General features: G+C 57.7%; 11 protein-coding genes. 4 read left to right on the top strand and 7 right to left on the bottom strand.

Annotated features, from left to right (window positions below; genetic code table 11):
• The first annotated feature begins 8 nt into the window (after positions 1–8).
• Positions 9–1,073, top strand: coding sequence for a sugar ABC transporter substrate-binding protein (locus tag IM267_RS09625; RefSeq protein WP_193033280.1), 1,065 nt, complete (start codon positions 9–11; stop codon positions 1,071–1,073).
• An 83-nt stretch (positions 1,074–1,156) separates the two neighbouring features.
• A complete protein-coding gene (locus tag IM267_RS09620; protein ID WP_193033279.1) occupies positions 1,157–2,398 on the top strand; it encodes an LVIVD repeat-containing protein in 1,242 nt (413 codons plus the stop codon).
• 46 nt (positions 2,399–2,444) lie between these two features.
• On the opposite strand, the gene mtnK is transcribed toward IM267_RS09620, so the two are convergent.
• Complete coding sequence (mtnK, locus tag IM267_RS09615; RefSeq protein ID WP_193033278.1) at positions 2,445–3,644, bottom strand: S-methyl-5-thioribose kinase; 1,200 nt, start codon at positions 3,642–3,644, stop codon at positions 2,445–2,447.
• A 104-nt stretch (positions 3,645–3,748) separates the two neighbouring features.
• Here mtnK and mtnA point away from each other — a divergent pair, with 104 nt between their 5' ends.
• Positions 3,749–4,765, top strand: a complete 1,017-nt coding sequence (gene mtnA, locus IM267_RS09610) for an S-methyl-5-thioribose-1-phosphate isomerase (RefSeq protein ID WP_193033277.1) — start codon at positions 3,749–3,751, stop codon at positions 4,763–4,765.
• A gap of 110 nt (positions 4,766–4,875) precedes the next feature.
• Here the strand turns inward: mtnA and IM267_RS09605 are convergent, their stop codons facing one another.
• Genes IM267_RS09605 through IM267_RS09595 form a run of 3 tightly spaced genes read right to left on the bottom strand, consistent with a single transcriptional unit; the run spans position 4,876 to position 6,715 of the window.
• Entirely contained in the window at positions 4,876–5,418 is a 543-nt protein-coding gene (locus tag IM267_RS09605) for an acireductone dioxygenase (protein ID WP_193033276.1), read from the bottom strand.
• A complete protein-coding gene (gene mtnC / locus IM267_RS09600; protein WP_063866063.1) occupies positions 5,415–6,104 on the bottom strand; it encodes an acireductone synthase in 690 nt (229 codons plus the stop codon). Before mtnC ends, IM267_RS09605 begins: the two co-directional genes overlap by 4 nt.
• Entirely contained in the window at positions 6,101–6,715 is a 615-nt protein-coding gene (locus tag IM267_RS09595; RefSeq protein ID WP_193033275.1) for a methylthioribulose 1-phosphate dehydratase, read from the bottom strand. The genes mtnC and IM267_RS09595 overlap by 4 nt, the downstream gene beginning before the upstream one ends.
• A gap of 121 nt (positions 6,716–6,836) precedes the next feature.
• Here IM267_RS09595 and IM267_RS09590 point away from each other — a divergent pair, with 121 nt between their 5' ends.
• The gene (locus tag IM267_RS09590) at positions 6,837–7,997 is read left to right on the top strand and encodes a pyridoxal phosphate-dependent aminotransferase (protein WP_193033274.1); all 1,161 of its coding nucleotides are present in this window, start codon (positions 6,837–6,839) and stop codon (positions 7,995–7,997) included.
• Here IM267_RS09590 and IM267_RS09585 read toward each other — a convergent pair whose 3' ends face one another.
• The 3 genes from IM267_RS09585 to IM267_RS09575 form a co-directional block, all read right to left on the bottom strand.
• Positions 7,998–8,624 (bottom strand): ParB/RepB/Spo0J family partition protein, encoded by a 627-nt coding sequence (locus tag IM267_RS09585; RefSeq protein WP_063866066.1) that lies wholly within the window; start codon positions 8,622–8,624, stop codon positions 7,998–8,000.
• Positions 8,609–9,832 carry a phosphoadenosine phosphosulfate reductase gene (locus tag IM267_RS09580; protein ID WP_193033273.1) on the bottom strand — a complete coding sequence of 408 codons (1,224 nt, stop codon included), beginning with the start codon at positions 9,830–9,832 and terminating at the stop codon, positions 8,609–8,611. Before IM267_RS09580 ends, IM267_RS09585 begins: the two co-directional genes overlap by 16 nt.
• 139 nt (positions 9,833–9,971) lie before the next feature.
• The gene (locus IM267_RS09575) at positions 9,972–10,877 is read right to left on the bottom strand and encodes a LysR substrate-binding domain-containing protein (RefSeq protein WP_063866068.1); all 906 of its coding nucleotides are present in this window, start codon (positions 10,875–10,877) and stop codon (positions 9,972–9,974) included.
• Positions 10,878–11,370: the final 493 nt, after the last annotated feature.

Genomic DNA, 11,370 nt, shown 5'->3' with positions numbered 1-11,370 from the left:
GATAATAAATGAAAAAGATTGCGCTCTCTTTGGTGGCACTGGGGTTACTCACTTCTCTGCCGGGATTTGCGGCCACGCCCGTGCCGGTTCCGGCTTCCATTGCCAGTCATGACGGCCCGATCCGCATCGCGGTGATCCGTAACCTCGGCTCGGACGACAACACCACGCAGTTTGTTGCCGGGGCCATTCAGGAAGGGAAAAAGCTCGGCTTTAAGGTCAGCACCTTTTTGAGCAACGGGGATGACGCCAAATTCCAGGACTTTGTTAACCAGGCCATCAGTCAGAAATATGACGGGATCATCCTGTCGCAGGGCCGCGATCCGTACTCCACCGCGCTGGTGAAGAAGGCGGTGGATGCCGGGATCAAGGTCGCCGTATTTGATACCGCCGTTAACGGCGAGATCCCGGGCGTGACCGTTACCCAGCAGGACGATGCCTCCCTGACGAATCTCTCCTTCGGCCAGCTGGCGAAAGATTTCAACGGCAAGGCCAACATCGTCAAGCTGTGGGTGGCGGGCTTCCCGCCGATGGAGCGCCGTCAGGCAGCCTATAAAGAACTGCAAAAGCAGTATCCGGAGATTAAAGAGCTGGAGTCCATCGGCGCCGTTTCCTCTGACGTGCAGGGCGATACCGCCAACAAGGTGGGGGCGATCCTGGCGAAATACCCGAAAGGGAAAATCGACGCCATCTGGGGCACCTGGGACGCCTTCAGCCAGGGGGCGTATAAGGCGCTGAAGGAGAATGGCCGCACCGAGATCAAGCTCTACAGCATTGACATCTCCAACCAGGACTTACAGCTGATGCGCGAGCCGGGTAGCCCGTGGGCAGTGAGCGTGGCGGTGGATCCAAAGCTGATTGGCGCGACCAACGTGCGCCTGATCGCCAACAAGATTGCCGGGGAAGCCATGCCTGCCACCTACGACTTCAAAGCCGCCGCGATCCCGCAGGCGCTGCTGACCGCGCAGCCGGGGGCGGTGAACGTGGCGTCGCTGGGCAAAATCATTCCGGGCTGGGGCCAGACGGACGATTTTATCGCGCCGTGGTTTGCGACGCTGGAAGCCAGGTCAAAATAATGCCCGGTGGCGCTTCGCTTACCGGGCCTACAGTTTCGTAGGCCGGGTAAGGCGCAGCCGCCACCCGGCTAAAGGAGCTCAAGGTGTCTCAATTACCCACCCCCGAATACAGCCGCAATATGCGGCTAATCGGCCATAGCGACCAGGGCGGTCGCCCGGACGGCGTGCAGCTGATGGTGCATCGCGGCTTTGCGTATATTGGCCATATGGTGTCGCAGGGCTTTTCCATTGTGGACGTGCGCGATCCAAAAAATCCTAAACCCGCGGGCTATGTGCCTGCGCCGCCGGGCACCTGGAACGTGCACCTCCAGGCGCATGACGACCTGCTGCTGGTGATCAACGCCCGGGATCTGTTTGCCGATGCCCGCTTTGCCGACGAGAAGGTCTACTACACCCGTCAGGTGGGGGAGACCGTCAGCGACGTGCAGGATAAAGGCTGGAGCGCCGGGCTGCGGGTGTTTGATATCTCAACCCCCGACGCGCCGCGCGAAATTGGCTTTCTGTCGCTGAGCGGTATCGGCATTCACCGCATCTGGTACGTGGGTGGCCGCTGGGCGTACGTGTCAGCGCTGATCGACGGGTTTACCGACTACATTTTCCTGACCATTGACCTGGCGGACCCGCGCAAGCCCGAGGTGGCGGGGCGCTGGTGGCTGCCGGGAATGAACCAGGCCGCAGGGGAACAGCCCAACTGGCCGGAGGGCAAGCGCTACGCGCTGCACCACGCGATTATCGCCGGCGATACGGCGTACGGCAGCTGGCGCGACGGCGGCTTAACGCTGCTGGACGTTAAGGACCGTACCCAACCTAAGCTTATTAGCCACCGCAACTGGAGTCCGCCGTTTGGCGGCGGGACGCACACCGCGCTGCCGCTGCCGGACCGCTCCCTGCTGGTGGTGCTGGACGAAGCGGTGCTGGATAACCAGCAGGACGGCGAGAAGCTGATCTGGCTGTTTGATATCCGCGAGCCGTCCAACCCGGTAAGCATCTCGACCTTCCCACAGCCGAATGAAACCGACTACGTGGCAAAAGGGGCGCATTTCGGCCCGCACAACCTGCATGAGAACCGGCCCGGAAGCTTCGTCAGCTCAACGCTGATTTTCGCGACGTATCAGAACGCGGGGGTACGCGCGTATGACATTTCCAACCCGTATCGGCCAGTGGAAACCGGGGCACTGGTGCCCGCCGCGCCGGAGAGAATGATGGACACGCGGCCGAATCGCCCGCAGGTGATCCAGTCCTGTGACGTGTTTGTGGACGCGCAGGGGATTATTTACAGCACAGACTATAACGGCGGGCTGTCGGTGATTGAGTATCTGGGGTGAGATTTGCCGGGTGGCGGCTGCGCCTTACCCGGCAAACAAACGGCACTCAACTGTACTGCCGCACCCTTGCTACCAGCGCTTCCGCGCTGTCGATGCGGTCGGCAATCAGAATCAGTGCTTTACCAAGCGTAATGGCGTGGCGCAGGCATTCGTGGCGCATCGCCTCGTCCTGAATGCTGTCGATATCCGCGACGTGAGAAAGCCCGACGCTGCGGCGAATCAGCTCGGTGCCGCAGAAGCCGATGGCGTCATGCCAGACCTTTTTCAGGAACGCGGAGGCATAGCCCGGCGCGCTGAGCGCCGCATCGTTCGCTTTCTCGTTTGCCAGCGCCTGGAAGCGTTCCGCGAAGCTGTTCCACAGTTCCTGAATATCGGTCAGGCGCTGCTCGCGCGCGGCGGCGGCATCACGAATGCCCAGATGCCCCGGCAGGCCGCAGAAGTTCAGCAGCAGGTTGCCGATGGCGGTGCCGACGTCAAAGCCTATCGGGCCAAAGTAGCCGAACTCGGCGTCGATGGCCTTCAGGCTGCCGTCGGCCACAAAAATCGATCCGCTGTGAATATCCCCGTGCAGCAGCGCTTCGGCATGCGAGAAAAAGCGGTGCTTCAGGGAGGCCACGGCAATTTTTAACGGGGCGTCGTCGCGCAGGGCGGCGACGTCATTTTCCAGCTCGGCAGGGTAGTTATTGCGCTCATGAACCTGGTACGGATCGTTAAAGAACAGATCTTCAGTGATCTCGCACATCTCCGGGTTGATGAACTTCGCCACCTGCGCTTTTTTCTCGTGCGGGTGCAGGTAAAAATCGCTGGTGTGGAACAGGGTGTGAGCGAGGTATTCACCCAGCTGCCGCGCCGCCTGCGGATAGTAAATGTTGCCGATCAGCTCGCCGCGCCAGATGCGATGGCTGGAGAGATCTTCCATCACCATCACCGCCAGTTCCGGGTCATAGTGGTGGATTTTTACGGTGTGCTGCGGGCTGTGCTGGTAATGCTCGACCAGGGTTTGCGCCTCGAGGCGGGCGCGATCCAGCGTCAGCGGCCAGGATTCCCCGACGCAGCGCACGTAGGGCAGCGCCTGTTTGACGATTATGCGGCTGACGCCAGCGCTGTCGTAAATTTTAAAAACCAGATTGAGGTTGCCGTCGCCCACTTCCTGCGCCTCTACCAGCGATGACGGATCGTCAAGCCCGCCAAACTGCCTGGCATACTCCACGGCGTCCTGAGCGGTAAAGGTACGGTATTGCGACATGGCCTGCTCCTCACGAGTTAACTAATTAAGACATGTAGACGTCTATACATCTGGATTTCATCCTGACACAATGTGCTACAACAACGCAACAGGGAATTAACGACATGCAGACATTACAGACGACCAGCCTGCGGGTGGCGGATAATCAGCTCTTTATTCTCGACCAGCAGGCGCTTCCGCAGGAGAAACGCTGGCTGGATGCCTCAACGGTGGAGGCGCTGGTCGGGCATATTCACGCTCTGCGGGTGCGCGGCGCGCCGCTGATTGGTCTCTCTGCAAGCCTGCTGCTGGCGCTGCTGGCGGAAAACGGCAAAAGCCGCGACGCGCTGACGGCGGCGCTGGTCACGCTTCGCGCCGCACGCCCGACGGCGGTAAACCTGATGAACAACCTCGACCGCATGAAGCTTGCGCTGTGGGAGGAGGATTTCGTTCCGGCGCTGGTGGCTGAGGCGCTGCGCCTGATTGACGAAGACCGGCAGCTCTGCGACGCAATTGCAAAAGCGGGCAGCGCGCTGGTGAAGCCCGGTAGCCGTCTTCTGACCCACTGCAACACCGGCGGGCTGGCAACCGCGGGCGTAGGGACGGCGCTGGGGGTGATTGCCCGCGCGCATCAGGAAGGTAAAGTCAGCAACGTGTGGGTGGATGAAACCCGTCCGCTGTTGCAGGGCGGCAGGCTGACCGCGTGGGAGCTGGGCGAGCTGGGCGTGCCGTATCAGCTAATTACCGACTCCATGGCCGCCAGCCTGATGGCGAAAGGGCAGGTGGACGCCGTGTGGGTGGGGGCCGATCGTATCGCCGCTAACGGTGACGTGGCGAATAAAATCGGCACTTATTCGCTGGCGGTGCTGGCGAAGTTCCACGGTATTCCGTTTTACGTCGCCGCCCCGCAAACGACGCTCGACCCGGCCTGCCCGAACGGGGATGCGATCCCCATCGAGCAGCGCGCCGCCAGCGAGGTGACGGGTGTCGTCGGAAGCTTTGGCGCGGTGCAGTGGGCACCGGAAAACGCGGCGGTATATAACCCGGCGTTCGACGTCACCCCCGCCTCGCTGATTAGCGGCTGGGTGCTGGACACGGGCGTGGTCACGCCGGATGAGGTGGCGGCAGGGAAATTTGCCTGAGAATAGCTTGCCTGAAGAGGCGCTCGACTGGTGAGGCAGGTGAAGGGGCGGTGTACGCTGATGCCCTCACCCCGGCCCTCTCCCACGGGGAGAGGGAGCAAGGCGAATACCTATACCAACCGTGGATACGCATCCGCAATCGTATCCCCGGTAAACTGCGCCACCCATCCCTCCGGATTGTCGAAAATACGGATTGCCGTAAAGTTCGGCTCTGAGCCCATATCAAACCAGTGCGGCGTGCCCGCGGGCACGGAAATCAGGTCGTTTTTCTCGCACAGTACCTGGTACACCTCATCGCCAATATGCAGGCAGAACAGCCCGGCACCTTCCACGAAGAAGCGCACTTCGTCTTCGCCGTGGGTGTGCTCGTTGAGAAACTTCGCACGCAGCGCCTCTTTCTGCGGATTGTCGGCGCGCAGGCTGATGACATCCCAGCTCTGGTAGCCTTTCTCCGCCACCAGCTTGTCGATCGCATGTTGATACGCTTCGATCACGGCTTCGGGCGCAGGATCCTGCCCTAAATCACGGTCTGCCGCCCAGCGCTCAAAGCGCACGCCCTTAGCGTTTAGCTGTTGAGCGATTTCGGCGGCGTCGGTGCTGTGCCACTGGTGTTGACTTGCGTCTTTATCGGAATAAATGGTCAATGCGCTCATGAAGGGATCTGCTCCGGATTAATCTCGTCAAACTGGTGGATCTGATGGTGATGGCTCGCGCCGTCATCTTCACCGCGAATCAGTTGCAGGGTGCGAAAACCCGCCTGTTCAGCCGCGTCCAGCTCCTGATGAATGTCCGACAGGAACAGGATCTGCGACGGGGCGATGCCCGTTTGCGCCGCTATGTTCTGGTAAGACTGCACTTCGCGCTTGGCGCCGATGTGCGTATCAAAATAGCCGCTGAACAGATGAGTAATATCACCTTCGTCGCTGTAGCCAAATAACAGTTTCTGCGCAGCAACGGAGCCTGAGGAATAAACATAGAGATCAATTCCTTGCGCCTTCCATTTTTCCAGCGCGGGCAGAACGTCAGGGTAGAGATGGCCGGTAAAGTCACCGTTGATGTAGCCCTCCTGCCAGATGATGCCTTGCAGGGCTTTAAGCGCCGTTGATTTGCGGTCTTCATCCATAAAGCTAAACAGCACGTTGATAAGCTCGCTGACGCCGGCATGCGGATCGCTGATTTCATCGCGCAGGTTGTCCAGAATCGATTTGACCGGCTCGGCGTACTGCTGCGCGGTCACGAAGGCCGCCAGCCGCTCACGCGCGTAGGGGAACAAAACATCATGGACAAAACGGATATCGCTGGTGGTCCCTTCAATATCCGTCACAATTGCGCGAATCATATTCTCTCCAGTTGTCGTAAACGCATTTCGCATTCAAATAAGAATTCTAATCCTTCCAGATGACGGCGGGCTTCGGCCACGTCGCGTCCCCAGCAGGTTAAGCCATGACCGCGCAGAAGAAAACCATAATTAAGCGGACGCTCCTGGGCGTAATGGGCGATGCGCGAGGCGAGGGCGTCGATGTCCTGGTCGTTATCAAACACCGGGATGGCGACGGTATCCAGATGCGTGGTCTGTCCGGCGAGGGATTTTTGCATCTCGAAACCGCTGATATTCAGCTCGGCTTCTTTGACCAGACGCGACAGCACCGTGGCATTAACGGTGTGAACGTGCAGGACAGCGTTAGCCTCCGGGAACAGGCGATAGATGAGGGTGTGCAGACCGGTCTCTGCCGAGGGTTTTCGGCCAGACGGCGCGCGGTTGGTGGCAATTTCAACCTGGAGAAAATCGTCGGTGGTCAGGCTGCCTTTGTCCTTGCCGGACTCGCTGAGCCAGCAGAGGTGCTCGTCCTGACGCACCGACATATTGCCGCCGGTGGCGGGTGCCCAGCCTTTGGCGCCTATCCAGCGGCAGGCGTCGACCAGGTGTGTGAGCAGCAGGTTGTCTGTCATTTCCTTTTACCCCTCGGCCAGGAATATTGATATGGTTTAGACGTCTAAGCGTCTTGATTGCCAAAGATTAACATCGTGTTATAGTGGCAGCAACATAAGTATTACAAGCAGGCACGACAACATGAGCAATAACGCATTGATCCCGCAGAGTAAACTTCCTAACCTCGGTACCACCATCTTTACGCAGATGAGCGCCCTGGCGCAGCAGTACAACGCCATTAACCTCTCGCAGGGGTTCCCCGATTTTGACGGTCCGAAATATTTGCAGGAGCGTCTGGCATACCACGTGGCGCAGGGGGCGAATCAGTATGCGCCGATGACCGGCGTGCAGGCGCTGCGGGAAGCCATTGCCGACAAAACGGCGGCGCTGTATGGCTATCAGCCCGATGCGAACAGCGATATCACGGTGACCGCAGGGGCGACCGAAGCGCTGTATGCGGCCATTACCGCGCTGGTGCGCGTTGGGGATGAAGTGATCTGCTTTGACCCTAGCTACGACAGCTATGCGCCTGCGGTTGAACTCTCCGGTGGCGTGGTGAAGCGCGTGGCGCTCCAGCCGCCGCATTTCCGCCCGGACTGGCAGGCGTTCGCCGCGCTGCTGAGCGATAAAACCCGTCTGGTGATCCTGAACACCCCGCACAATCCGTCGGCGACGGTGTGGCAACAGGCCGATTTTGCCGCGCTGTGGCAGGCCATCGCCGAGCGGGAAATTTACGTCCTGAGCGATGAAGTCTACGAACACATCTGCTTTGCGGCGAAAGGGCACGCCAGCGTGCTGGCCCATCCGCAGCTGCGCGAGCGTGCGGTTGCGGTGTCGTCATTCGGGAAGACCTACCATATGACCGGCTGGAAGGTAGGGTACTGCGTGGCCCCGGCGGCCATCAGCGCGGAGCTGCGTAAGGTGCACCAGTACCTGACCTTTGCGGTCAACACGCCCGCCCAGCTGGCGCTGGCGGACATGCTGCGCAGCGAACCGCAGCACTATCGCGAGCTGCCGGATTTTTACCGCACGCGTCGGGATCTGTTCGTGGCCGCGCTCGGCAAAAGCCGCCTGGAAATCCTGCCCTGCGAAGGGACCTACTTCCTGCTGGCGGACTACAGCGCGATATCCGATCTGGACGACGTCAGTTTTTGCCGGTGGCTGACGAAGGAAGTGGGCGTAGCGGCCATTCCGCTGTCGGTGTTCTGCGCCGATCCCTTCCCGCACAAGCTGATTCGCCTGTGCTTTGCGAAGCAGGAATCGACGCTGCTGGCGGCGGCGGAGCGTCTGGCGACGCTCTGACTATTTCACCGTCCAGGCTTCGGAATAGCGACGGTCTGCAAACAGCTCCAGCAGGCCGTTGATCTGCTTCAGGCGCAGCACCTCGTCGCCGTCCATCCCCAGCTCCTTACCGATTTTTTCGTCGTTCCAGCCTAGCTGGGCCAGTTCCCGCACAATGTCGGACATGGCGTTAATCTGGTGACGGCCGCGGGCCCGGTTATGGCGAATGGTGGCCGCCATCCGGTCAAGCTTTTGCTGGCGATCTTTGCGCAGGCAGGTGACGGGCAGATAGCCCCTGAGCTGGCGCTTCAGCGCGGCTCTGCTTTTGCCGATTTCGTGGCGATGGAATCCGTCGACTATTTCATAGTGCGCCGGCTCGCTTTCGGTCACCACGATGGGCTGGGTAAAGCCGTCCAGTTCCAGCGATTTGCTGAGCAGCCGTTTTTCCGGTGGCGCCACGTTATTGGGGTTGTAGTCGTTGGCGCTGATGTCGTCCTGCCTGATCCACAGCACGCAGTCGACGGGCTGATCGCGAAACGGGCTGAGCTGATGCATGGCCTGGCGAAACGCATTGATAGCGTCAATTCTTTTCTCATCGCTTAACGTCTGAAGGTACGCTTCCATCTCGCTGATTATTCGTTGTTGCATAAAATTCCCCACTCCTTGCGTTTTGATTTCATTCGTTCGCTGTAGCGCTGATAGTGCCTGGGTTTGTTTGGGCTAAACGAGAGCGCCCGACACCAGTAATCGTTATTCAGCAGAACCTTGCATATCCGCCGCCATGAGGGGATATCCTTCGCGCCAATATCGCCCTCCTGCGTTTCGGGGATATCCGCCATCCCGCGCTTCTGATACCAGTGCAGGTACACCGCGACCTTATTGCGGTAATGTTCAGCGGTCGATTGCGGCATGCTGTCGAGCAACAGCATGGCGTATGCGCGCCAGCTCAGGTGGTCGGGCTTAAGGATCTTCCTGTGGCCGTAAAAGTGGTTATCGTGCCCGGCGTAAATTCCGCCGCTGCGCACGCCGCTCACGCGTTCGCACATGGCGGCCCAGCGATCGGGCTCCACAACGTGGTAGAGCCATAACCCCTGACGCTGCTCGGGGCCAAAGGGTTCACAGATGCGCATATAGCGCGGCGGCACGCCGGCCTGGTACATCAGGTCGTAGAGGGGGTTATAGGGGCAGCCGGATTTGGCAAACCAGGTCCAGATGTCGGCGGTTTTCCAGTCGTAGAGAGGATAGATATACCAGGCATGCCCGCCCGGCGCGACGGTTGTCCAGGGTTTGTCATCGGAAAAGCGCTGCTTGCGGGCGGAGGCGATAGCCAGGAAGCGGTTGTAGGATTCATCGGCGCGGATGCCCACCATCACTGCGGCGGGGCGCCTTCGCGCATACCATTCGGCAAAGTCCCGGACGAAGGCTTCGAAGGTCATCCCCTGCTGATAAAAAGCGAAGTACTGTGGGTCGGTAATGGCATCTTCAGGCGGCAGGCGAACCCAGCGGGTGCCCGGCTCCCAGCACTGCCATTCGGGCTGAAACTGGGACAGCGCATTTTGCGTGGTGATTGGCAGAGCCACCCACCAGAAGTGATGGATAACGTCCTGATACAGCACACGCATGTTTTCGATGTGCTCGATGGTGCTTGAAAACTGTGCTTCCCAGTCCAGAAAAAGCACGTCGATTTTTCGCTTTAAGCGCCGCGCCTGCTGCGCGACAAGGTGGAGCATAACCGTTGAATCTTTTCCGCCAGAAAAAGAGACGCAGACCCGCGTCAGGTTCTGAAGCGTCCAGTTTATGCGTTCTGTAGACGCCTCCAGAACATTTTCCTGAAGCGGTAATTTATAGAGAGACATGATGAATCGCGTCCTGCGTATTGAAGACTTTTTACATTATTGAACGCCAATAATCGTATTATCTGTCTGTATTCACAAGTCATCATTGCTATATCGTGCGCCTGCTCACGGGCGGCGGTGGTTCATTATATTGATACGGTTAATGCGCCAGCTTATGCATTTTTTCAATGAATGTTGAAAAAACGGTGCTGTTCAGCGACGAGCGGTTGTACAGCATATATATAGGAATATCCGGTAATTCAAACGGAGGGATAAGACGTTTTAACCCGAGCGATGATTTATACGTTTCAAAAATAGAAAGCGGGATATACCCTAACAGGTCCGACATGCTGACCATAGAGACAAACGAGCTCATGGAGTCCGTGCGAAAGGCGATATTTCTGTCAGGATAAATGTCCGATGCACGGCCCTGAAGCTCCTTAATACCCGGATTGTTGCTCTGGTAGAAGGTAAATTTCTCCTGCTTAAGCTGGTCCAGCGTGACCTCGCCGTCGAGGCGCGAATGATCCTGGCGACAAAACAGCACAGACGGAATCGTCACGAAGTGAGAGCACATCACGGCGCGGCTGTTGACCGGCGAAACGGTAAAGATCAGGTCGGCTTTGCGGTAGGCCAGTAAATCCTCCGCAGACTCTGCCGAAACGAGCATATCGCGTTGTTCTACCTCGTAATTTTCCTGAGACATCAGCAGCCGGATGGGTTCATAAAGGTAGCCCGGAGAGACCATCTGCGAGCAATAAATCACAAACTTCTTTTTGATGTCGGCATCGTGCATCAGGTTGATGGTCTGCTCTATCTGGTTGAGGTTTTTCTCAAGATGCTGGTGCAGATTGATGCCAACGGTCGTCGGGGTGATGCCTTTACCGGAGCGAATAAACAGCGGATCGTTCAGTTGTCCACGCAGGCGCTGAAGCGACTGGCTTACCGCGGAAGGGGTGATATAAAGCATTTCCGCTGCTTTACTGATGCTAAGATGTTGATAAATGCATTCAAAAATAACTAACAGGTTAAGATCGAACTTTTTAAGATCGTAAAGGTTTGCCATGTTTCATCCTGACTGTGCCGTGTGTGCGGGTATGACATATTGTTGATAACTATAGATTAAAGCTAACCATTTACAATCCTTTTGGTTAACGACTTAAAAAGATATTTAAGTCATCTTAATATATCACGCTGTCGCATTAATGAAATAGAACTTCAGATGTGATTAAGATAATTTTATCTTTGAACAGAGCGATAATAAATTAAAGGGTAATTGACATTTATATATTGCCTCTTATTCATCACCCGTTTTGATTTAGTCAGGTCGGTATGACTGTTCGGTTAAACCTATCAGAGCCATAGACAGGAATGCCCCTGTAAAGGATTGCTCAATGCCTGTACGGATGGTGTAATCAGAGTGCTGTTACCGCCTTGATACAAGGTAAGTAGAGCGCAACGCAACGCCAGCTTCGGCTGGCACTGAATGTACCTGCGGGGAATTCAGGTATCAGGGCCGCCCGTTGAGGCGGCCTTTTTACTTTCAGGCTTTCCTGTAA

The sequence above is a fragment of the Enterobacter cloacae complex sp. P15RS genome (assembly GCF_014895905.1).
GTDB lineage: Bacteria > Pseudomonadota > Gammaproteobacteria > Enterobacterales > Enterobacteriaceae > Enterobacter > Enterobacter quasihormaechei.
Note: the sequence above shows the minus strand (reverse complement) of the source record. Positions and strands in the feature narration are given on the sequence as shown.

Coding starts and splice junctions, on each gene's coding strand:
- mtnC (WP_063866063.1), bottom strand. CDS start 6,104: ATGATTCGCGCAATTGTGACGGATATTGAAGGGACCACCAGCGATATC.
- IM267_RS09595 (WP_193033275.1), bottom strand. CDS start 6,715: ATGACAGACAACCTGCTGCTCACACACCTGGTCGACGCCTGCCGCTGG.
- IM267_RS09585 (WP_063866066.1), bottom strand. CDS start 8,624: ATGCAACAACGAATAATCAGCGAGATGGAAGCGTACCTTCAGACGTTA.
- IM267_RS09580 (WP_193033273.1), bottom strand. CDS start 9,832: ATGTCTCTCTATAAATTACCGCTTCAGGAAAATGTTCTGGAGGCGTCT.
- mtnK (WP_193033278.1), bottom strand. CDS start 3,644: ATGTCGCAATACCGTACCTTTACCGCTCAGGACGCCGTGGAGTATGCC.
- IM267_RS09605 (WP_193033276.1), bottom strand. CDS start 5,418: ATGAGCGCATTGACCATTTATTCCGATAAAGACGCAAGTCAACACCAG.
- IM267_RS09590 (WP_193033274.1), top strand. CDS start 6,837: ATGAGCAATAACGCATTGATCCCGCAGAGTAAACTTCCTAACCTCGGT.
- IM267_RS09575 (WP_063866068.1), bottom strand. CDS start 10,877: ATGGCAAACCTTTACGATCTTAAAAAGTTCGATCTTAACCTGTTAGTT.
- mtnA (WP_193033277.1), top strand. CDS start 3,749: ATGCAGACATTACAGACGACCAGCCTGCGGGTGGCGGATAATCAGCTC.
- IM267_RS09625 (WP_193033280.1), top strand. CDS start 9: ATGAAAAAGATTGCGCTCTCTTTGGTGGCACTGGGGTTACTCACTTCT.